Source organism: Rhodobacteraceae bacterium D3-12 (assembly GCA_025916135.1).
Taxonomy (GTDB): domain Bacteria; phylum Pseudomonadota; class Alphaproteobacteria; order Rhodobacterales; family Rhodobacteraceae; genus JAKGBX01.
The window spans coordinates 4,037,373-4,060,967 of sequence record CP104793.1; the positions used below are offsets into that span (position 1 = coordinate 4,037,373).

General features: G+C 58.9%; 14 protein-coding genes and 1 pseudogene. 5 read left to right on the plus strand and 10 right to left on the minus strand.

The annotated features are described in order from the left end of the window. The first annotated feature begins 2 nt into the window (after positions 1-2). The gene (locus tag N4R57_19880) at positions 3-2,795 is read left to right on the plus strand and encodes a glycosyltransferase (protein UYV37188.1); all 2,793 of its coding nucleotides are present in this window, start codon (positions 3-5) and stop codon (positions 2,793-2,795) included. 94 nt (positions 2,796-2,889) lie between these two features. Then, on the plus strand, positions 2,890-3,543 hold the full coding sequence (locus N4R57_19885; protein UYV37189.1) for a hypothetical protein: 654 nt from the start codon (positions 2,890-2,892) through the stop codon (positions 3,541-3,543). A gap of 6 nt (positions 3,544-3,549) precedes the next feature. Here N4R57_19885 and N4R57_19890 read toward each other — a convergent pair whose 3' ends face one another. The 4 genes from N4R57_19890 to N4R57_19905 form a co-directional block, all read right to left on the minus strand. Beyond that, positions 3,550-3,864, minus strand: coding sequence for a hypothetical protein (locus N4R57_19890; protein UYV37190.1), 315 nt, complete (start codon positions 3,862-3,864; stop codon positions 3,550-3,552). After that, complete coding sequence (locus N4R57_19895; protein UYV37191.1) at positions 3,851-4,180, minus strand: hypothetical protein; 330 nt, start codon at positions 4,178-4,180, stop codon at positions 3,851-3,853. Before N4R57_19895 ends, N4R57_19890 begins: the two co-directional genes overlap by 14 nt. 14 nt (positions 4,181-4,194) lie before the next feature. Further along, on the minus strand, positions 4,195-5,586 hold the full coding sequence (locus tag N4R57_19900) for a DUF2793 domain-containing protein (GenBank protein UYV37192.1): 1,392 nt from the start codon (positions 5,584-5,586) through the stop codon (positions 4,195-4,197). Positions 5,587-5,758: 172 nt separating this feature from the next. Further along, on the minus strand, positions 5,759-6,427 hold the full coding sequence (locus N4R57_19905) for a class I SAM-dependent methyltransferase (GenBank protein ID UYV37193.1): 669 nt from the start codon (positions 6,425-6,427) through the stop codon (positions 5,759-5,761). A gap of 500 nt (positions 6,428-6,927) precedes the next feature. Here N4R57_19905 and wecB point away from each other — a divergent pair. Together wecB and wecC are read left to right on the plus strand one after the other, a co-directional pair. Beyond that, positions 6,928-8,048: pseudogene (wecB, locus tag N4R57_19910) on the plus strand (UDP-N-acetylglucosamine 2-epimerase (non-hydrolyzing)). A 57-nt stretch (positions 8,049-8,105) separates the two neighbouring features. Continuing rightward, on the plus strand, positions 8,106-9,362 hold the full coding sequence (wecC, locus tag N4R57_19915; protein UYV37194.1) for a UDP-N-acetyl-D-mannosamine dehydrogenase: 1,257 nt from the start codon (positions 8,106-8,108) through the stop codon (positions 9,360-9,362). An 85-nt stretch (positions 9,363-9,447) separates the two neighbouring features. On the opposite strand, the gene N4R57_19920 is transcribed toward wecC, so the two are convergent. From N4R57_19920 to N4R57_19945, 6 genes are all read right to left on the minus strand, one after another. Beyond that, on the minus strand, positions 9,448-11,871 hold the full coding sequence (locus N4R57_19920) for a hypothetical protein (protein UYV39627.1): 2,424 nt from the start codon (positions 11,869-11,871) through the stop codon (positions 9,448-9,450). Next, positions 11,769-14,753: a heparin lyase I family protein gene (locus tag N4R57_19925; protein UYV37195.1), complete on the minus strand. Its 2,985-nt coding sequence runs from the start codon at positions 14,751-14,753 to the stop codon at positions 11,769-11,771. The genes N4R57_19920 and N4R57_19925 overlap by 103 nt, the downstream gene beginning before the upstream one ends. Positions 14,754-15,050: 297 nt before the next feature. Then, positions 15,051-17,030, minus strand: coding sequence for a CAP domain-containing protein (locus N4R57_19930; GenBank protein UYV37196.1), 1,980 nt, complete (start codon positions 17,028-17,030; stop codon positions 15,051-15,053). A gap of 132 nt (positions 17,031-17,162) precedes the next feature. Then, positions 17,163-19,889 carry a hypothetical protein gene (locus tag N4R57_19935; protein ID UYV37197.1) on the minus strand — a complete coding sequence of 909 codons (2,727 nt, stop codon included), beginning with the start codon at positions 19,887-19,889 and terminating at the stop codon, positions 17,163-17,165. Between the two features lie 266 nt (positions 19,890-20,155). Then, a complete protein-coding gene (locus N4R57_19940; GenBank protein UYV37198.1) occupies positions 20,156-21,094 on the minus strand; it encodes a hypothetical protein in 939 nt (312 codons plus the stop codon). A gap of 7 nt (positions 21,095-21,101) precedes the next feature. Next, positions 21,102-22,244: a hypothetical protein gene (locus N4R57_19945; GenBank protein ID UYV37199.1), complete on the minus strand. Its 1,143-nt coding sequence runs from the start codon at positions 22,242-22,244 to the stop codon at positions 21,102-21,104. A gap of 356 nt (positions 22,245-22,600) precedes the next feature. On the opposite strand from N4R57_19945, the gene N4R57_19950 reads away from it, so the two are divergent. Beyond that, positions 22,601-23,584: a hypothetical protein gene (locus tag N4R57_19950; GenBank protein ID UYV37200.1), complete on the plus strand. Its 984-nt coding sequence runs from the start codon at positions 22,601-22,603 to the stop codon at positions 23,582-23,584. Positions 23,585-23,595: the final 11 nt, after the last annotated feature.

Below are 23,595 nucleotides of genomic sequence, written 5' to 3' on the forward strand. Positions count from 1 at the left end.
CTATGGTTTTGTGGCTGACCGGTGCTGGTGCTGCCGGAGCACTGCCGCCTCTGGCGCAGAAGGCTGATGTCGTGCTGCTGGACGATGCCGAGCGCATTGCCAACTGCCGCGCACAGCTTGGTCATGATCGCGTGCATTTTCTGGCCCCTGCATGTCAGCCGCGACACAACAATCCGCTGAACACCCCTCGCAACGACGACACCGGCGCTGCCGACCTGTTGCCCGATCTAACATCTGAAGAGATTGCAGACGCGGGGCTTTTCGCCGTGAATTCGACCCTAACACAGGGCAATTCAACCACAATTGCCACGGCGTTGCCGGGGGCCATGGCCGCGGGGCGCATCGCGGTTGGTTGCTATTCCCGGGGGCATCGCCTGTTGTTTGGCGATCTGCTGATTTCCAGCGATAGCGCGCAGGAGCGCGTCCGTCGCTGGCAACAAGACATTGCGCCAAGAGCAGGCCATATTCGTCAAGCAATGCTGCGTAAAGTGCTGGAGCAGCATTGCTGGAAGCATCGCTTGGCCCGGATTGCGGCCTTGGCCGGGGTGCCGTGCGAGCGCGCCGACCCGCCGGTCGTGCGGGTGCTGGCCCACGCCGAGACCGAGGAAGAGGCCGCCACCATCCAAGCCCATTTCACACGGCAAATCGCGCACGGAGCGACAATGACCATTGTCCTGACACCGGCCGCCCAAAGCGCAGCGCCTGCGCTTGATTTAGCCGGGATCAAATGGCTCACCCAAGAGGCTGCGGCAGCGCGTGATCTCGCGGAATTTGTATCAGCCCGAGAGTGGCTCGCCGTGTTCCGGCCTCAGGATTACTACGGCCCGAACTATCTGCGCGATCTGGCATTGGCCACAGAGTTCGCGCCAGCCTCGGCGCTTGGTAAGGGCGCGCCCTTTCGGGTTGAAGCGGATGGTCTGCACGCCCCCAGCGACAATACCGCGTGGGCGCCGGTGCAGTCGTTGCCGCCCTCTGCTGCAGTTATCCGCGGTGATGCGCTGCCACGCACCCTTAGCATTGCCAAAGCCGCCCACGGGGATTGGACAATGGCTGAAACCGGCGAAAAAGCGGCTCTAACGCTGGACCCTTACAGTTTTTGCCACAATGGCAGCGATGCCATGGGACAGGCAAAACCCGGTGTCGCCGAAGCGGTCGATACCCCTGATGAGGTGCAGTGCGGTCTTGACATGGGAGAGTTGGAACGCTGGTCGGATCAAGCCGTTGCAGAGCCTGATCGCCCCCTTCCCGAGCAATTGGACGGGGCGGCGTTGGCCCGTGGCGTTACCCCGCCAGCCGATGGCAAACTTGCGCTCAACACCATCGGCACCGCTTGGGAGATCACCTCGACACTGGAACCCGGCGTTCACCGGTATCTGTTCGAGGACAGCCCCCGCCCGCTGCCGTCAAACATCCACAGTAAACCGCTCGCCTTTCACCTTGAATCCGAGGGCGATGCGCCTCTGCTCTGGGCGGTGCTCTTTTTTGACGCCAATGGCGCGCGGATTGGCGATGCGGTGATCGCCGCCAATACAAACGGCGAAGCGAAGGTGCCCGAAGGCGCGGTTTCGATCCAGTATGGTATCCGTCTGCGTGGCCCCGGGATTGTTCGGATCGAGCGCGTTTATCTGGGTCAACGCAGGCCACGGGTGGCTGCCCCCCTGCCGAGCGCGAACGAGACGCTGTTGATCAGCAATCAATACCCCTCTTATGGGGCGTTCTATCGCAACGGGTTCGTGCATCGACGCGTGCGCGGGTATCAGGCGCACGCGCGGAATGTGGATGTGTTCCGCCTGTTGCGCGATCAGGATCTGGCCCAAGCAGAGTTTGAAAACGTCGATTATACCACAGGATCGGGCGCACAGCTTGGACGGCTGCTGGACAGTAAACAGCATCAACGCGTGTTGGTGCATTTCCTGACGCCCGAGATTTGGGACCGCCTGCAACCGGCGATGAGCAGGTTTGATCGCGTCACCGTCTGGGTCCATGGCGCGGATATTCAGGCATGGTGGCATCGCCCCCACGACCATCCGACCGAGGCCGAGCGCGCGCGCGCCATGACCGCCAGCGACGCGCGCCAGTCGTTCTGGCGCGGCATTCTTGGCGATATGCCAGACAACCTGCATCTGGTTTTCGTCTCGGACTATCTGGCTCAGCAGAGCATGGAGGACTTGGGTATTACGCTGTCGCCACAGCAATATTCGGTCATTCACAATCCGATCGACACCGCGCTTTTTGCCTATCACCCCAAGCCGGTGGAGCAACGGCGACGCATCTTGTCGATACGGCCCTATACCGCACCGACCTATGCCAATGACCTGTCGGTCAGGGCGATACTAGCGCTGCGCGACCATCCGGCTTTTGACCAATTGTCATTTCACATCATTGGTGATGGTCCGCTGTTTGACAAAACGGTCGAACCGCTGCGAGAGCTGGCGAACGTGCAATTGGAAAAACGCTTTGTTGCACAGACCGAGATCGCCCGCCTGCACCGTGAAGCCGGTATTTTCCTGTGCCCGTCGCGAATGGATACCCAAGGTGTCTCGCGCGATGAAGCGATGAGTTCGGGCCTTGTTCCTGTAACCAACCGGGTTGCGGCGATCCCCGAATTTGTCGACGACACATGTGGATGCCTCGCGCCGCCGGACGATGCCGACGCATTAGCCAAGTCGATTGCGGCGCTTCAGGACGATCCCGACCTGTTTTCGCGGCTCTCGCGCGAGGCTGCAGCGCGGGTACGACGTCAAAGCGCAATGGAGCAGGTCATCACGCGTGAATTGAGCTTTGTAGACCCTTGAGGGTTGCGAGGGTGGTTTGCAATTCCCTCGCTCTCGGCTAAACCGGAAAGCGGCACATACGCGAGTTACAAAGTTTCAGACAGTCGAGGGGCCGATGGCGACCAAACCAAAGAAAAAGATCACCTTTCAAGACGTCGAACGCCGCCGCCGGGAGTTTTCCGGCGCGCTGAGGGATTATGCCCAATCTGGTCAGCGTTATCATAATCCGGCGATGCCGATGCCGGCCAAATATTACGCGTCAGCGCAGGTTCTGCCCAATCGGCTCGCCATGTTTGACAAGCTGCCCAAGGGCAAGGTCATCGGTGAAACCGGTGTAGGAGCCGATAACATCGCGGCCGAAATCCTCAACCGTGCCAAACCGGCAAAGCTGCACATGTTTGGAACGCTGGAAAGCTCTCTGACGGACGAGGCCCTGCGCGACGGGTTACGCTCGGGCTGCGTGGTGCCGCATGGTGAGCCCTATGGGCTGGAGCTCGCCGATGTGCCGGATGGCTTTTTCGACGCGCTCTACCTTTCGGGCGAAACTGCGGTGGATGATGTGCGCGCGCTGCTCAATCTTGCCGCGCGCAAGACAACGGCTGATGGCACCATCATGGTAAACAGCTATGCCGTTTGGTCGACGGCTTCGATGTACCACTGTGGCACGGCAAAAGCGGTCAACGAGTTCTGCACGCAAAACGGCTGGAAGATGACCTATCTCGCGCTTGACCCGATGGGCTATTACAATGTCGCTTTGAACCCGCTCTGACCTGCGTCAGAACTCCGCCGCAAGCGCTGTCACCTCGGGCGGGACCTCTGGCCAGTCAGGCGCATCGCCCGACACGCTCGCCACGCGGCAAGCGCTTTGGTTGGCTGCGACCCAAACCCTCGCCGTTTGAAAGGACTTCAGCTGGTCCGCGGTCAGCCCCCCCGCGATCGCCGCGCCCTGAATGTTGAGCAGGCTGTGCTCACCCAGGACTTGAAGGATCCGTTTTCTGCATTCGGCTTTAAGCTGTGCCGCGCGCTGTTGAAGGGATTGTTCGGCCACGGCCTCGGCGGTTTTCGTTTTGGTGAAATCAATCTTGCTCATCGGCGGCTTCCTTTTTGGGCTGGCAATAAGGCGGCAGGGTGATCGGACCATCCGCGCATGAGATGATCGGCGCCGGGCGTCGTGTTTCTTCGGGCGGGCTATCGCCATGAGGCAGCAACAGAGTGAGGTGCAAAGCGCCCTCCTGTCGTGTGACCGCGCCACAGAACCACGCGCTGTCTATTGCGTCAGCAGGAAGCTCTGCGCCCTCTTCCAGCGTCGAGAAGTCGAACTCTTCGCCATTGACGACCAGGACATCGCCAAGCCGCGCGAGAGTAAGCCCCTCGTCATGGCGAATGGGGGAAAATGAAATATGCATGCTCTTTCTCCTCATCAGAACCAGCGGCCAATGGCCCAGAGCTGGATATCCAGCGTGCTGGTTTGCGCCGTCGTCACGCGAAAATTCCATTGGGTCGTATTGCGGCAATAGGCCATAGCGTGGCCGTTGTGCCATTCGTTGATCTCGGACGAGGAATAGCTGACCAGCGATCCGCCGCCGACCGGCGTGGCCGCAAATGCCGCCGGATAGGTATAAAGCGCGCTGCCCGTGCTGGAAAAATCATGTGAAACTTTGGCGGTGCAAATCTGCGTCCCATCAGCAAAGCGCACGTATTCTCCATTGGCATTGCTGCCACGTTCGATCACTGCTCCGGTTGGTATGCCGCTAGATTGGCTGACCGTTCCGAGAAGATTCTCGTTATGGAAAAGCTCTGCCCAATCCCCCCAGACGTCGGCATGTTTTGTGCGAAACCCGATGCTGAGATCGCTGTCTTGCTTGATCGCGAGCTGTGCTTTGTATTCGTTGGCTGCATCGAAATTGAAATCAACCACATAGCCATTGGCGGATTTGAATTTGTTAACACAGGACGAAAAGCTGTAGTAAATCCCGCATGGACGGGCGTTATCGAGATCATCTGACACCAAAGATGCCGATGACGCTCCAAGACCGAACGCGCCAACTTTCATCAACCGCCCGGCGGTGGCATCCGTCGCGCTGGCCTGGACTGCGTCGCCGGTCACTGGGACATCAATGTCAAACGCAGCCCCGCTTAGCCGTGCACGCACCGTGCCATCCGGCGCAAGCGTGGTTTCACCCGTTACGGGATCAAGCTTGAGCGCCTCGTGCCAACTGCTTCCATTGGCGCTGATTTTGATCGAAAACCCGGTGTCCCCGGCAAGCCCCATTTCGGCATGGCCGGTCCAACCTGATTGAAACAACAGGCTCGCGGTGTCCCCCGCCATGGCCTTATTGATTTTGATCTGGTGGCCGCCGCTACCTGCGTGGCTGAACAGGCTGGCTTGGGCCGCGACCGACAGACGGTTCACCGCATCCCATTCAGCGCCGATACCGACCCCGTCAAGGCCGTTCAGATCCGGCAGTTCAGGCACCCAGGCACCGCCATCAAAGACAATCGCGCGCTGTGTCGTCAGGTCGTAGCCAAGCCAACCCGCAGCTGGCGCTAGAAACTGCCATGCGATTCCATTGAACACCGCCAGCTTTCCGGCCTCTCCCGCCCATACCCCCAATGGCACCGGTCCGAGCGCGTGGACCTCTCCCGCAACCGGGCTGACAGGTGGGTTCTCGGCGTCCACGGCCTGAATGCTAAGCTGCACCAGCGTATCCAATCGCTGTAGCGCTTCATTGTGGGTGACGTGTTTCTGCGCTTGGGACGGCAACAGATACGGCAAGGCCAGCCGGGGCGAAGTCTCTGAGGATGGGGGCATCGGAGGGATCCTGTGCTGTTCGTAGGTCTCCCCGTTATTGTCGCCGCCGATTAAGACCTCTCTAACGGTGCGTACGCCGCTGCGCCGGACACGCAACACCCCCTGCCCGCCGCTTGGACGGTTTGTATCGGAATAGAAGCCGGATCACCGGTTTGCCGCAGCCCGAATGCCCTTATTCGCGCACCAGCATGACGTCATTGTACATCATCGATTGCATCGACATATAGCGGAACTTCCACGGGTGCTTGAGACAGAACTCATGGACCGCCCGCGCCACGCCGCAATGGAACATGCTGAGCGCGGACCAGACCGTGTAGTCATTAAAGATCATCACACCATTCGGTTTCAGCTTGGGCAGCACCGCCTCGATATCGCGCACGACGCCCTCATAGGCGTGATCTCCGTCGATATAAACCATGTCAAAATAGCTGTCCGGCAGCTTGGACATATTGGCGGAGCTATCGCCCACATGGGTCGTCAGACGGCTGTTCTCGGCCTCAAGCCCGGCGCGTATTTTGGGGTTCACCAGCCGCGAGATATCGATATCAAACAAGTGTAGCGCTTCGGGCTTGCAACGGTTGAGGATCTCCAGCGAGAAATCGCCACGGTCGACCCCGATCTCTGCCATCACGCCGCCCTTGGGAAGCTTGCCCAACAATGTCAGGCGATCCGGCAAAATCTCGCAGCCCTCCAGCTTGGAGGCAGGAAGCTCAGGCGCGGGGTTGTGATAGCTGCCTTTGACCTCACGGAATTCCTTCAACGCTTTGGCAAAGGCGCGGCGTTTCTGTTCGACTTCTTCGAACGTGATCTTGGGCTTGGCCATGTGGATCCTCTTACTCATTCAATGCGTCTCGGACAAAATTGTCGTCACTATGACCCGGTATTTCCAAAGCCGCGCTGCCACCGAAAACGCAAATTCGACATGCGCGGCTTGGGCCAAATGGCGGTGAAATCCGCCGGTTTAGTCATGCCCTCCACCTGAACCCCGCTCGGTTTTCAGACTGGAGCTAAATGGCCTTGATTTCCGAAAAAGTAAAGGAAAACTCAGACTTCCAACCATGCCTATTCCGATCTCCTGACAGTAAACCGAAATCAATTCGGCATCAAAGAGAACCTCTTTTGCTGCGCGACGGGCTGCGGCCGCTGACCACGGCATTGCGCAATCAATACTTCTGCTGTCAAACACCCAATGTGGCGAACGTCTAAGCCCAGCCCGGCAAGGCTCTGCCAGAAGGCAATTTCCGACGCGGCGACTTGATGGTAAGCTCTGAAAAAGGTTGCAATCCAACCTGGTTTCGCTACGACCCGGACAGTGCCATTTTCATCAAGAGAGACTTTAGTTTGAAGATTTTGATAGTATTCGGCACGCGTCCAGAGGCGATCAAGATGGCTCCGGTTGTGAAGCGTTTGCAGGGTATTGCGGGGCTTGAGGTTGATGTCTGTGTGACGGCACAGCACCGCGAGATGCTGGATCAGGTCTTGCGGTTGTTCGACATCACGCCGGAGTTTGATCTCAACATCATGAAGCCGGGGCAGGATACCTGACGGATATCACCGCCAGCATCCTTGTGGCGCTGCGCGATATTCTGGCCGAGGGCGGCTATGACCGGCTGTTGGTGCATGGCGACACGACCACCACGATGGCCGCGGCTTTGGCCGGATTTTACGCGCAGGTGCCGGTGGGCCATGTCGAGGCCGGGCTGCGCACCGGCGACATCTATGCGCCCTGGCCCGAAGAGATGAACCGCTCGCTTGTCGGGCGCATCGCGGCCCAGCATTTCGCCCCGACCGAGACCGCCCGCGCCGCCCTTCTGGCCGAGAATGTCGCCGACGAGACGATCGTCGTCACCGGCAACACCGTGATCGACGCGCTGCAGGACGTGGTGGCGCGGTTCGATGCCGATGACGCGCTGGATGCAGAGATGCGCGCGCGCTTTCCGTTTCTGGATGACGCCCGCCGCATGGTGCTGGTCACCGGCCACCGCCGCGAGAACTTTGGCCAGGGGTTCGAGAACATCTGCAACGCGCTCAAAGCGGTCAGCCAAGAGGCCAATGTCCAGATCGTTTACCCCGTGCATCTGAACCCCAATGTGCAGGCGCCGGTGAAGCGCATTCTGGGCGATGCTGGCGATGTGCATCTGATCGAGCCGCAGGATTACCTGCCGTTTGTCTGGCTGATGCGGCGGGCGCATATCATCGTCACCGACAGCGGCGGCGTGCAGGAAGAGGCCCCCAGCCTCGGCAAGCCCGTGCTGGTGATGCGCAACACCACCGAGCGCCCCGAGGCGGTGGCCGCCGGCACCGTGCGCCTTGTCGGCACCGACCCCGAGACAATCCGCGCCGAGGCGCTGCGGCTGTTGCGGGACGACGCCGCCCATGCCGAGATGGCCCGTGCGCTCAACCCCTATGGCGATGGCCGCGCCGCCGAGCGGATCGCCGCCGCGCTGACTGCTGACATGTGATTTACACGCTTCTTTAACCCAGCCCGTTTACTTATCCCCGAAAGGGACCTTTTCCAGATGTTCGAGCGTATTTCGATGATCGGATTGGGCTATATCGGCCTGCCCACTGCTGCGCTGTTTGCGGCCTATGGCCACCGGGTGATCGGTGTGGATGTGTCGCCGCATGTGGTCGACACGATCAACGCCGGCAAGATCCACATCGTCGAGCCCGAGCTTGACGGTCTGGTCCACAAGGCGGTGCGCGAGGGCATGCTATCGGCCAGCCTGACGCCGGAACCGGCGGATGCGTTTATCATCGCTGTGCCGACCCCGTTCAAGGCGGGTTATGAGCCCGATCTCAGCTATATTGAATCCGCCGCCGCGATGATCGCCCCGGTGCTGGCGCCCGGCAACATTGTGATCCTCGAAAGCACCTCGCCGATTGGCGCGACCCAGCAGATGGCCGAATGGCTGGCCGAGGCGCGTCCCGACCTCAGCTTTCCGCAGACCGCGGGCGATGCGGCGGATGTGCAGGTGGCGCATTGCCCCGAGCGGGTGCTGCCCGGCCATGTGGTGCGCGAGCTGGTCGAGAACGACCGCATCATTGGCGGCATGAGCGCCCGCGCGACCGAGATGGCGACCGCCATGTACAAGCTGGTGGTCAAGGGCGATTGCATTGCCACCGACGCCAAAACCGCCGAGATGTGCAAGCTGGTCGAGAACTCTTCACGCGATGTGCAGATCGCCTTTGCCAACGAGCTCAGCATCATTTGCGACAAGTTCGACATCGATGTCTGGGAGCTGATCAGCCTCGCCAACCGCCACCCGAGGGTCAACATCCTGCAACCGGGGGCCGGTGTGGGCGGGCATTGCATTGCGGTCGATCCGTGGTTCATCGTCGCCTCCGCCCCGGAGGAGGCCAAGCTGATCCATGCCGCGCGGCTGGGCAATGATGCCAAGCCCGACTGGGTGCTGGCCAAGGGCAAATCGGCGGTGATGGATGTGCTGTCAGCCAACCCGTCGCGCGCGATGGGCGATATCAAGGTGGCCTGCCTTGGCCTCGCCTTCAAACCCGACATCGACGACCTGCGCGAGAGCCCCGCGCTCGACATCACCCGCCGCTTTGGCGAGATCGGCTGTCAGGTGCTCGCGGTCGAACCAAATATCGACACGCTGCCCGCAACCCTCGACGGGCTGCCCATCACCCTGACCCCACTGGACGATGCTATCAACGCCGCCGATGTGATCTGCGTCCTCGTCAAACACTCCGCGTTCGAAACCCTCAAAGACGCAATCCCAAACACCAAACCAATCGTCGATGTCGTCGGAATTTGAGACGGGGAAAGGCAGATTGGACAAATTAGTGCCTGCATGACTGCGGGCGCCCTTAAACGCCCGCAGTCTGGTGTGGTATCGCTGATCAGAGATCCCAGATGGTCACGTCGCCATCGTCGAAGCGGAAGTACTCGACATCGATCAACTGGTCCGTGCCGTCAGCGCCTACAACCGTCACGTTGTTGCCAGAACGGGTCAGGGTGTAATCGGCCGCATTGCCTGTGAACAGCGCATAGTCCGAGCCGCCGCCGCCGTCGATCACGTCGTTGCCAAGCCCGCCCATCAGGTAGTCGACACCGCCATAACCGAACAGGAAGTCGTCGCCTTCAAGCCCGCTCAGCTGGTTGCGCTCGCTTGAACCGCGCAGCTCGTCGTCGAAACGCGAACCGACAAGGTTCTCGATTTCGACATAGAGGTCGCTCCGCGCGTCCCCGACCGAGCCGTAGCCTGTCTCGCGGCCGTTCGTTACAGCACCGTTCGATAGGTTCGCCGTTACCCCCGAAGAGGCGTTGTAATAGGTCACTGTGTCGGTGCCGCTGCCGCCGTAATAGCGCTCACGACCGCCGGTCGAGCTGACGAACCAGTCGTAGCCGCCCAAGCCACGGAAGTCGTTCTCGCCATCGTCGCCATAGAACACATCCTGCCGGCTCGACCCGGTGATACGCTCCACCGACGTCAGGGTCAGACCCTCGGCCAGGGCGGTGTTATTGGCCGAATTGGCCAGATCAATCACCACGCCCGTCGCTAGTGCCCCGCTGGGCGGGAGGCCATTGGCCGAGAACACATCGGCGACCACGGTCACCTCGCTCGACTGATATTCGAGGAAGGAAATCATGTCCTGCCCCGAGCCGCCATCAATCGTGTCGTTGCCCTCGGTCGCGATGATCCAGTCGTAGTTGCCCAACGCGCGGATCTCGTCATCGCCATCAGTGCCGCGGATACGGTCGGCATAGATGGTGGTGGTGATCCGCTCGACGTTGGAAAAGGCGATCTGTTCGGAGCCATCGTGGTTGACCGCCGTGCCGGCCTGCATGTCGATATCAAGGCGATAGTCAACATTGGTCCGCCCCGGCGTGTCGGCGAGGTTGTAGAACGAGATCATGTCCGTTCCGCCGCCACCGTCGACCGTATCACTGCCTCCGCCGGGGCTGATCCAGTTGTTGTTGGGCGTGCCGTTGATGATCTCCGATGCGCTCGTTCCGTCGATATTCGTGCCAGTGCCGTTGATTACGGGGGTGGCCGAGACGAGCGCCGCGGCTTCGGCGAAGGTCATGATGCGATCATCGAACTCGACAAATTCGATGTCGTTCATCACCAGATCGCCACCGAGCATGATCGCGCCACCGGAGGCAGCCTGTGCGGTGAACTGGGTGCTGATGCCCTGGAAGACGGCGACATCATCCGCACCGGCGCCACCCGACAGCGTATCATTGCCTTCGCCGCCCGCCAGATAGTCTTCTCCCTCGCCGCCGGACAGGTTGTCGTTGCCTGCACCGCCCAGAATCACATCATCACCCGCAAATCCAGACAGCGTTTCGTTCGCGTCGGTGCCGATCAGGAAATCGTCATCCGACCCGCCATTGAAGACGGTGGTCGAACCGGTGAAGCTCTGCCCGTTCAGGGCAGAAAGCTGGGCATAGCTTAGGGTGGTGTCGGTGAACTTGAAGTTCTCGATATCGTTCGAGAGCGATTGAGTTCCCGTGCCGAGCGTCAACAAGGCCGAACTGGCGCCGACCGAGACGCCGACCTCGGTGCTGCTCAGCATGAAGACCGCTGTATCCGTCCCGTCACCGCCGAGGATGGTGTCATTGCCGGGGCCGCCGTAGAGGGTGTCATCACCGCCTTTGCCGTTGATAAAGTTATCCCCCGCATCGCCGACGATTCCATTTGACACATCGTTGCCCACTAGGATCAGACCGGTGGTCGCCGCAGGGTTCAGCGCGACGAGTGCTTCGATTTCCAGTGTCGAACCGAGCGTGAAGTCGACCGCAGTATAGATGGTGTCGTTCCCGCCTCCGGCAGCTTCGACGACACGGTCGCCTGCGTCGCGCACGAAGAATGTGTCATCACCACCATAGCCGTAAAAAGTGTCGTCGCCCGCTCCACCGTCAAGGTGGTTATCGCCATCATTGCCGCGCAGGATCTGGTCGGCATCGGATCCGAAAAAGTCCATGCTGTTGACGGTAGAAACACTAGCTGCGCGAATTTCCTCGACCTCAGAATCGGCCGCGAGACGGACAGTTGTTGTGGCTCTGATCACATCGTGGCCACCGCCGGTCGCCTCGGTGACGGTGGTGTTATAGGCGTCGACATAATAGGTGTCATTGCCGCTGCCACCTTCCAACAGCCCACCATCGCCTGCGTTGGTGTAAAGCAAGTCATCGCCCGCGCCGCCAAGGATGGTATCTATGCCGTCCTCGCCACGCAAAGTGTCATTGCCCGCGCCGCCGTCGATGCTGTCGTCTTCCGACCCACCATAGACCAGATCGGCACCGTCACCGGCGAGGATGGTATCGTTCCCTGCCTCACCGCGAAGGTTGTCGTTGCCCTCGCCGCCGTCGATTTCATCATTACCGGAACCTGCCCAAGCAGTGTCATTGCCAGTGCCGCCCAGAAGGGTGTCATCGCCAAGATAGGAATACAGCTGGTCATTGCCGCCACGACCATCAAGGCGGTTGGCGCCGTTGTTGCCGCGAATCTCGTTGTTGGTGTTGTCACCGGCAAGATTGAGGTCGACATAGGAGGACACGTCGATCGCGTTGATAACTTCGATCTCGCCAGTGGTTCCAGCGTCGAAATCACCCCCGCGCGAACGGTGTCAGAGCCGCCGCCCGCAAGCTCGACAACCGTTTCACCGTTGTCGGAGACGGTATATTGATCGTTGCCATCGCCGCCGGTCATGTGATCGACGCCCTCGCCGCCGTTCATCGTATCATCCCCGGCCCCACCGATCAGAATGTCTGATCCGTCGCCACCCGAGAGGTTGTCAGCATCGGCGCCACCGTCGAGCGTATCATCGCCGTCGCCGCCATATATCGTATCGCTGCCGTCGTTACCGAACAGGCTGTCATTGCCCGCTTCGCCCTGTATGCTGTCGGCACCATCTTCGCCGTGCAACGTGTCGTTGTCATTGCCACCGAACATAGTGTCATTGCCAGCGCCGCCAGTGAGGCTGTCGTCGCCGGCTTCGCCCTGCATGCTGTCATTGTCGCCGAAACCGTTCAGCGTATCGTTGCCGTCGCCGCCGAACATCGTGTCGTTGCCCGCATCGCCCGACAAAAGGTCATTTCCGGCAAAACCCTGCATGCTGTCGTCGCCGCCCCGCCCGACGAGGGTGTTGGCGCCATTGTTGCCGCGGATTTCATTGTCGATATCCGTACCAGTCAGGTTGATCGCATCGGTTGCGGATTGGTTGGTGGTGTTGAGAACTTCGATCTCAGCCGAAGCCGTCGCCTGAAAGGACACCGAGGCGCGCACTGTGTCGCGTCCTTCGCCGGCGGCTTCGATGACCACATCACCGCTGTCCGTGACAACATAGTTGTCATCGCCCAAACCGCCACGCATCGTGTCGTCGCCTGCGCCGCCTTCGAGCGTGTCGTTGCCGGTGTCAGCAATTAGGCTGTCATTGCCAGCCTCGCCATAAAGCTGGTCATTGCCTTCGCTGCCACGCAGCGTGTCGCTACCATCTCCGCCATAAAGGCTATCGGCCGAGTCACCGCCATCGATGCTGTCGTTGCCGGCTTCGCCCTGAATGCTGTCGGCCCCGGCTTCGCCCAGAATGGTGTCATTGCCGGCACCGCCGAATAGGCTGTCATTACCGGTACCGCCATATAGGGTGTCATCGCCGTCAAAGCCCTGCATGAAATCGGCGCCGCCGCGACCATAGAGCGCGTTGGCCCCGTTGTTGCCACGCACTTCGTTATCTTGGTCGGATGCATAGAGATTGATCGCCGTGGTAGCGTTCTGATCAATAGTGTTCAGCACCTCGATATGGCTGTCCACACCGATGTCATAGTTGAAGGCGACGCGTGCGGTATCGCGCCCCTCGCCGGCATTTTCGACCACCACGTCCGTGGCTTCGGTGACAACGTAATCGTCATCGCCCAACCCGCCGATCATTGTGTCGGACCCGTCACCGCCTTCGAGCGTGTCGTTGCCCGCGCCGCCGATCATGCTGTCGTCGCCGTCTTCGCCGTAAAGCTCGTCGTCGCCGTCGCCACCAAAAACGCTGTCATTCCCGGACGAGCCGTAGACCTTGTCATTGCCGCCGTCGCCGTACACCTCGTCGTCACCGAGATCACCGAGAACCTCGTCGTCGCCATCTAGGCCACGCAGCACGTTGTTGCCGGTGTTCCCCTGGATCGTGTTGTTCTTGGCATTGCCGGTACCGTTGATATCGGCCGTATCCCAGAGGATTAGGTTTTCGAGATCATCACCGAGCGTGTAGTCGATATAGCTGCGCACCTGATCGGTGCCGCCTTGATCGACTCCGCCATCGCGTTCGTTGACCACGTCACCGACGTGGTTGACGACATAGATGTCATCGCCGGATCCGCCATTCATCGTGTCGGCACCAAAGCCGCCGTCAAGCGTGTCGTTGCCGGCGAAACCGTTCAGAACTTCGTCTTCCCAGAAGCCGATCTGGTTCGCTGCGATGTTGTCATCACCTGCGGTGCCGTCCATCGCCGGAGGCAAGCCGTCCGCCGTCACTTCGAGGTTGCGGAACTGGGCCGCCATGGTTTCGGGAATGGGACCGGAGAGCTTGCCGCGATAGAGACCCATCTGAAGATAGGGGCCAACATCGTCGTTATAGCCAAGCGGGCCGTTGTAATCGACGATCATCACATCGTCGCGATAGACGCGCAGCTCGCCCTCGCCGTTGTAATCGAACACCACCTCAAAGCGGATGTTGATCCATGTATCACGCGGCACAGGGTCCGAGTCGATATACATCGTGCTGGTCGTGGGCGTGTCGTACCCGGGCACAACGATCCGGTCAGGGGTGCCGGTCGTAATCTCGTTGGGATCGGTCCGTGCGGAAACTTCCAACCGGTCGCCACGCAATTGCAGCGCCACCGGCGGGCTGGCCGCGGCATCGAGTGTATTACCGTCTTCATCGCGGTCTTCGGTCTGGTGGAATTGTGCCAATAGCAGGAAATCAGCGCTGTTGGATGGGCCCGCTTCGAGGAGGAAATCGAACTCTACCGTAAATTCGCGGCCGAACTGCATGCTTTTGAGTGAGCCGATCTCAGAGCGGTTCTTGCCTTGAGACTCGTCGTCCTGGGCCGGATCGGTATTTGGATTGTCATAGAAATCGTCCTGGCGCACCTCGAAGCGTCTGATGTCACCGGGTTGCTCGGAATAGCTCCAAGTCTTGTTGGCATTGGCCAAATTAGAATCTTCTGGACCGAAAAAAGGCATTAAGTTCCCCTGTATGTAAAACTGATAGTTCCTGCGCAATGGAGCCAATCAAGTGCCACCTTACGCTTCATCCTCGAATACGCTGGCGATCTTCGTTGTATTGGGCCGCGGTGACATTGCGGAATATCCGAACCGAATAGAACCCAGTAAGTCTGCTTTTTGTAATAATTTTATTAACATCCAATGAAATGTTGCATCTTCGACAACTTGTTGACCAGACAGACAGATTCCTACTGATCATAACCGCCATTCGGTCGGCTGCCCGGTTTACAGGTACATTAAGTCGTCAGCGAACTGGATGGCTTCGAAGTTGTATAGCTCGTCTATGCCTTCGCCACCGCTCAGCGCAGAGACGGTCACGCCCGACGCGTTCTGTGTAACGGTGTAGTCTGCGCGGTTGCCGCTATAAATCGCGGCGTCCCAGCCCGAGCCTCCATCGAGGTAATCATCGCTGCCGCCGCCGGTGATATAGTCAACTCCGCCACCGCCAAGGATCGTATCCTCGCCATACATGCCGCGCAGGATATTACGGCCGCTGTCACCCGTTAACATATCGTCGAAACTCGATCCGGTCAGGCTTTCAATTGAGGTATAAAGGTCACTTTCAGCATCACCGCCGGAGCCGCGCCCAAGCAGGAGCGAAGCGGTAACGCCAGAGGTCGCAGACGAATAGGCAACCGTATCATAGCCGCTGCCGCCGTCATAACGATCCCGACCACCGTCCGAGCCGACAAACCAGTCATAGCCGCCAAGACCGCGGAACTCATCTTCGCCCGACGAGCCATAGAACAGGTCGGAATAGACCGAACCGGTGACGCGTTCGATGCTTTCATAACGGTCGCCATCCGCCTGACCCGCGCTGCCACGTCCTGCACCCAAATCAACGGTAACGGCCGCATCGGAATAGACATAAGACACCATGTCACGCCCGCTACCGCCATCAATGTAATCCGCGCCCTCGGATCCGACAATCCAGTCATAATTGCCCAGACCGCGAAGCCGGTTGTCGCCGTCATCGCCGCGAATGAAATCGCCGTAAATCGTGCCGGTGACATTCTCGATATTGGTCAGCAGTTTGGTGTCGGCCCCTGATTGAGCTGTGTTGTCTTGCAGATTGACGATCACCCCGGCGCCCAGATCGACAAAGCTCACCATGTCCGAGCCCGTGCCGCCATCAACCGTGTCATTGCCCGCACCGGGCGTGATCCAGTCGTCATCGTCCCCGCCTAGCAAGCTGTCATCACCATCCAACCCGTTCAGCGTGTCATTCCCGGCCAGCCCGTCCAGCGTATCGTCGTTTCCGGTGCCAGTTAGGTCATTGTCCCCGGCGTCTGCGCCCTGCGCTGCATCTGCTGCAAACGCGTCAAGCTTGAGGTTTTCTGATCCCATCGTGATCTGGTGCTGGATCGAGCCGCTCAGGCCTGCGCCGCTGAAATCAACGGTATAGCTGCCCGGTGACAATGAAACCTGATAACCGCCGCTTGACCATGTGGTGGTTGTGGCAACTTGGCCTCCAGAATTGGTGATGGTCACCGTGATTCCGCCAAGGCCTTCGCCAGCGTCGTAAAAGCGGTCGCCATCCTGATCTTCGATCACAACCCCAAGGAGTTGCGCGGCGTAATCCCAACGGCTGCCGAAATCCTGTGTGACCACATAGGGGCCGACGCTGGTGCTGTTGTTGTTTTCGGCAACGGCGGCGATGCCGACCTCGGTCAGGGTGGCCGACATGATCGTGTTGCGGTGTCCAGCGGGATCTTGCATGCCGTCGCCCAGAGTTTGCCAATCTGACAACCGGCTATTGCCGCTATAGTCTTCGTCGTCATAGCCCCAGTCGATTACGAAACCCGCATGCCCATACAGAGCCGATTTGGTATAGGCATAGACGTTCTCGCTTAGATTGGTCCAATTGTTATAGCCTGCTGCGCTGATGCGGTCGCCGAGACCCGACTCACCGGGCAACTGGTGAGACTGCGCATCGGCGGCAATCATTTCGTCGCTGTGATCCTGTGCCGCCGAAGACAGCGCCAAATTCCATGCCAGCGGCGCGACGGCATCATAGGCCGCCATCTGTTCACCAAAGGCCGTGGCATCCACACCGAAATAGCGCAAAGCGTTCGTGATCTCGGCACTTGCCCCGGTTTGGCTGGCTGCATCAACGATCAGCGCGTCAAATTCTCCGGCCGGGTCCAATCGGGCCCGGTTTATCATTTCAAGCAGTTCCTGTTCGAACGCAGTTGGTGTCGGCATAATAAACTGGTCTCCTCTGCCCGGCTCACAGAGCCGAGTTTTCTTGGCCGGACAGGCCGGATCGAGGGGAGTATCCGCGCGGATTGGGCGAAATTAAGCCATCTCTGCGACGATTGTGCAGGAAGGCGTCTCTTACAGAGACCAAATGTTGCGCATCGCATCGTCGAACAGGAAGTATTCGACGTCGGTCAAAGTATCGATCCCGTCAGGGCCTGTCACTTGCACCGTGTCGTCAACGCGGGTCACCTCATACTCGTCAAAATCGCCGCTAAAGACCGCGTAATCCGACCCGGAGCCGCCATCAATCAAGTCATTGCCAAGTCCACCGGTGATATAGTCGACACCGCCATTGCCAATTAGAAGATCATCCCCGGCCAACCCGCGCAGCTGGTTGCGCTCGTGATCGCCGGCCAGAATATCGTCAAAGCTGGTGCCGCCTAGGTTTTCGATTGAGGTATAGAGATCACGCGCAGCATCCCCTTGCGATCCATAGCCGCGCAAGAGAGACGCTTCTACACCCTCTGTCGATTGAAAATAGGCAACGGTGTCGACCCCCGAGCCCCCGTCATACCGCTCGCGCCCGCCTTCAGAACCGACAAAGACGTCATACCCGCCCATTCCGCGAAAATCATTCTCCCCGTCATCCCCATAAAACGTATCGGCATGAGACGAACCGGTGACCCGCTCAACGCTGATAAAACTGTCGCCCGCAGCAAGGCCCTGGGTGCCCTGTTGCGCCGAAAGGTCAACAGTGATGCCGGAGGTGGCCTCGACGTACGAGATCATGTCGCGACCGGTGCCGCCGTCATAGCTATCGCTGCCGGGTGTGGCGATGAACCAATCGTAATCGCCAAGGCCGCGAAGTTCATTATCCGCGTCATCACCTCTTATCCGATCAGCATAGATCGTGCCGGTAATCCGCTCGATATCGGTCAAAACCGTGGCTTCCGATCCGGTGTGGTTCACCGCTTGGTCGCTGGCCAGATCAATATTCAGCCGGTAATCCAGATTGGTTCGCCCGGGCGTGTCATAAAGATCAACAAACGATGCCATGTCCCAACCGGCACCACCATCAACCACGTTGCTGCCATTGCCCGGCGTGATCCAGTCAGATCCGTCGCCGCCGAAAATCGTATCGTCACCTTCCGCACCAATCAGCAGGTTGGCCCCGCTGTTTCCGATGAGAAGGTCGCCGAAAGCCGACCCGATCACCCCTTCAATACTGTTCAGGACATGGCCCGCGGCTGCACCGTCATTCAGGGCAGAATTCGACAGATTCACCACGGCCTGATTTGCGGCAAAGTGATAGGTGAGGGTGTCGAATCCGCCGCCGCCATTGACCGTATCGGCGTGGACGGAAGCTTCAAAGGTATCGTTGCTGTCGCTGCCGGTCTGCGGCAGGGGCTCTGGCATAAGCACATGATCGGCGGCGCCATCCAGAGACTGGGCCAGTTCGGCCAGGCTCAATGACCGCCCGCTTTCTGACAGGATCGTCAGGCTGTCCTCGCCAAAGCTTAGCGCCGCACCGTTCCAGAGCGACTGATAGTGAAGAGCCGTGATATCGTGAACCATGTCAAAGCCGCTGAAATCAAGCCGGTCTTCGCTCGGGTCAAAATCATTAATTGTATCGGGCTCCCCGTCCGGGATCAGGATAAAGCTGTCAGCACCATCGCCGCCGCTGAACGTGTCCTGTCCCGCCCCGTCAACCAACACATCCGAGCCGCTGCCACCCTGTAGATGGCTGCCGTTTGCCCCGGCGCTCAGCACATCATTGCCGCTTGTGCCGCTTCCCCCTGTGCTTGACACGCCGAGAGCATTGTCATCGAGTCGGAACCGGCTCATCCCGCCATCGCCTGCGGACAGAACAAACAGGTCAACCGCGCCATCTGACGTTTCGACAAATTGCAAACTGTCGACGGTGCCAAGCGCGGTTCCGGCCTGATCCGTGATCGTCTCGCGGTGCAGCAGGTGACCGCTGGGCAGCACCTGCATCACTGTGACGCCGCCGTCATTCCCTGCCACCGCCACCAGCGCCAGATCACCACTGGTGAACGCCGCTATTTCGCAGGCACCGGCAAAGCGTGTCTCCAGACTGTCGTTGATCTGGTCGCGAAACTCCAATTGGCCGTCGACCGCCTCCATCACCGTCAACGAGGATGTTCCAAAGGCACTCAGCAGCACATAGGTATGCCCCGCAATCGTAACCGACGTCAGCGCGGTTGGCGTGGTCACCGGCAATTGCTGATCAAACCCGAAAGAGCTTTGCAGGGTGATCTCTCCATCGGTGTCGATGGCAAAAAGGCTGATCCCGTCTTCGCCGCTTGATGCCGTAACCAGCCATGATTGGCCGTCGTTTTCAAAAGCCGTCATCGCGCTGACGGTTTTCAGATGGCTGGCCTCGGTATCCGCAACAATCTGTACTGGGGTCAGGCTGCCGCTCTCTTCCAAGCGATAGACTTCCAGCCCGAAACCGGATTTGCGTGCAAGATAGAGATAGTCGGACGACCCCACCTGAAGCGAGGCCATCGTGACCATATTGCCGTAAAACGTTGAGGCATCGAAAAAGCCTTCGCCTTCGCCAGAGTTTTGGGCAAGACCGTCAATGATCGCGCTATCCAGACTGCGCTCGGTGCCTTTGAAATCAATTGAAACGGTGTCATTCGATTGCGCGCGATCTTCGATACTGATGTCACTTTGGCTGATCGCCGCATCATCCAGTTCAATACGGACCATGCTCTGATTTGCCGCATCATGGATCAGCAAGTCACCGGAAAGCGGATCAACATCCAGAGCAACCGCTTCGCCAAGATTGGGCAGGGCGCCCTCAAAAACGGTTTGAATATGCGAAAGATATGACACGCTTGGTGCTCCAACACTATTTCGGTTGGAGATTGGAATACCCACGTGAGCAAAAGTTTTGCGGTGCAGAAAAATGGCTGTTTTCTGGTCTTAAACGCAGAATTTAGCAATATTTTAACAAGCTGGCGGACGATCTCGTGACCTGACCATCGGCGCAAAGCGTGGATCAGGACAGCAGCCCCAATAGTCGCCCTTTACTCGTGCTGCTTTCCTTGTGCATCCGGTAGACTGTGGCGGCGATACGCATCCAGAATTTGTCGTCGAGGTCATCGCGAAACACCAGTCCTTCGGGCTGGGGCCCCTTCATCAAAGGTGAAGCCCGGCTGATAGCGTTGCACCTTCTCGACCAGCGACTGGTTGCCGTGTTGGAAACGGTGGCTCACCCGGGCATATTCGTGTCGGGCCAGCAGGGTGCGGGTGGGGCCGACGATCTCATCCAACTGCGTTTCGATATAGCGTGTCAGCGCCGGATCGGGCGGTTGGCTGTTGTCGTCACACACCACACCGGCGACAAACAAGGCGAGCGCGTCGGGCGAAATATTGGCTTCGGTCTCGCTTGGGGGGGCCATCCGTTCAATCGGCAAATCTACGCCCATCAGATCGAGAAAAACGCCCACCACCCCGCCAGGATGGTGCCGGAAATCGCTGTAATCCAACAGGTGGATCTGTTCCGGCGCAAAGCTCTGGCGCAGCTCTTCGTAAACCATGTTGTGATCCACGGGCACACCCTTGGCGCGGCGTTCGTCAATCACGGTGTGCATGAAACTCCAGATACTGGGCTGATAATTGACCTTGGTGATCTGCGACCAGACAGACGGCACCAACTCGACCTGACGGCGCATGGTATAGACGATTTTGATCTCGTCGAACGCCGAAAGCCGTGCCGCCAGATCGGCCCAATCGACCTTCTCGGGAAAGCAACGGGTAAAATTCTCGGCCGATAGGAAAAGCGTGCCCGGCTGGTCCGCGTATTTCTCGATCAGGTCGTTCCAGATCCCCTCGGGGCCACGCGGACCATAGAAATTCTCGGGTAGGTCGTTGATTTTGATCCATTGCCCAGCCAGCGCATGATGGGCGTTATTTGGTCCGATGTGGGGATAACAAAGGCCTGCGGATTTCAGCAGCTTGCGGTTCGCATAAAACGACCCTTGCAGGTAACTGGTCGCCGTCTTGTGCGCCCCGACATGTAAAAAGACCCTCGCCATATCGCAGCTATTGGCCAATCTGTTCGGCTTTGTCCAGCCCTGCCGCATCAAAGCTGCTGCCGGGGGCAAGCGTGCGACCGGCCTGTTCGGCGATATGCCCCATCAGCCGCTCAATCACATGCGCGGTGGTGCCATCCACCAGCGCCTGTTCGGGCTCGAAATCCGCGGCGGTCAGGTTGAGCGCCCCAAGTGCGTCCAACACCTCGGTCCGCACCCAATAGATCGACCCGGCAGGAAAGCGCAAAGGATCGGAGAACGGCGCCATTCCGGCGCGTCTGCGCAAAACCTCGGCCCGTGGGCGGTTTGCCCCCCACCAGTCGTTGCCTTCATTCAAATGTCCGTCAGCCACCCATATCCCGGCCTCAGGATCGGCCAGAAAAGCGCGCAAACGCGCTTCGGTCTGCTTCGGCTCGCCCAGAACACCGCACACCAGATCCTGTCTCCAATCATCGCCATCCGCCCGATGCGGAGACCGTTTGCCATGCAGCTTGCAGACCGCGCGATAGGGCGCAAACACCCCTTGGCTCAGCAGATGCAAAAACGGCAGGATGTCTCGGCCGTGATTGGGCAGAGTCCAGACCTGTGCCTTTGGGAATTGCGCCGTGATCTGCGTTTTCAGGCTCTGCGTTTCTTCCTGTGACAGGTCAGAGCGCGCAACAAGGGTCATGTAGAGATCAAAGTCAAACCGCTGCGCAGCCAGCCGTGCCGCGAATTCGTCCCAAAGCTCGGGGTAATAAAGATGCAGCGCCACCGCGACAGGCGCTTTAGGTGCACTACGCGGAGAGAGCGACGGCAACTGCGGCACCGTCTCGGGAACAGGTGCCGCCAGCACAACACGCCCTTCGCCGCGCCCGACCTCAATATAGTGCCGCAACGGCTGCCTGATATCGCCAAGGTCAGGGTTGTGAAACAAATATGCACGCGGCGAAAAGCCCGGATTTGGGCATACGCCGTTGGCCTCTCCCAATTGAACGTAATGCCGTTCGGGCCAGAGCCGGAATAACGGGTTCAGCCGCGGATTGCTGTCTAGGTAATAGGCCCGGTCAAACTGCCCACTGCTACGCATCGCGGCCAGATAGGCGCGATCCCCTGCGGTTGGAAAAAGATAGCGCAGAACAGTTGCAGCTTTCCTGCGAAACTTGTTGAACATCACGCCCCATACCTGTTTTCGCGCGTCACGCAAAGCTTTGAACAGCCGAATAACCGCCCCGCTTAGCCAACGCCGTACTTAAAAATCTTAATCAGGCTGATAAAGACAGCTACCCACTTGGTCCAACTCATTTTTCTTACGCTGGAAGTTGCAACGTGTAGTTTTCCATGTAGTATTTCTTAAAAAGAAAGCGATTGAATCACGACGGTTTCCGTCATTTTGGCACAGTTCATTTGACTAACATTTGGGGAGTACGACTTTTGACTACAGTTACAATGCAAGGTTTTTTTCTGGAATTCGAACACCCGACAAACCTGGATCTCGCAAGTTTTTTTCGTGAAGCTACAGTGGGCGCTGTGTTCACTCCAAACACGACCAGCTTTACTTATTCATATGATGAACCCCAAACCGCCGGTGAATCCACATCCGTTGATGTGACTGACCCAAGTTTCCTTGGATTGGAATTTGATGGTGTTCCCGTCACGACGGACGAGCTCGATACACGCGTTATGCAAGTAACTTGGGGTGGCGGCAATGTGACCACTGTCTTGGTGGTCGATGATGATAGGCCGGGTCAGGGCGAATACGTTATCTATCTGGACGGCGCGGAGTATTCCATTAATAGCGCCGCCGAGTTCAATTCGTTCAACGCAACGATCACCTCTGCACTAGACGTCCCTGCAGGCACCACCTATGCCGCGAACACAGCAATCCCGTTTTCGGCGTTGGGCGACAGCAGCGTAACAACAAATGACAGTGACACGCTGATCGGGACGGACGGCAATGATGTGCTGAACGGTGGCCCGGGTGACGATTTTATCAACCCGGTCGATAATACCGATTATGACGAAGTGTCAGCCGGGACAGGCAATGACACAGTGAGCTTTGTTGATATCGTGGATGGCTATGTCGCGTTGCTTCACGATGACCTGAATGCCGGGATCGACGCCGACATTGATGGCGTGAACAACACCGGCACAATCGACAAAGGTGTCAATGGCACTACCACGCTGATTGATGTCGAAAACCCGATGATCTCGGGTGCCATCAATGGTGGTCTTGGTTTGATGGGCACCGACTTCGCCGATGAGATGACCCTCTCTGTCCTTGCGGGCGGCTGGATGCAGGTCCGCGGTCTAGGCGGCAACGACACGATCGAAGCGTCAGCCAGCAATGCCGGGACAATCCGGCTTGATTATCGCAACGGCACAACCGGATTGGTGGCGAACCTCAAAACCGGCGAGGTTTCCAACGATGGCGCTGGGGCAACAGACACGCTGATCGGTCATTTTCAAGAGATCCGCGCCACCGACTACAACGATTCTGATCATCGGATCTGACAACAACGACC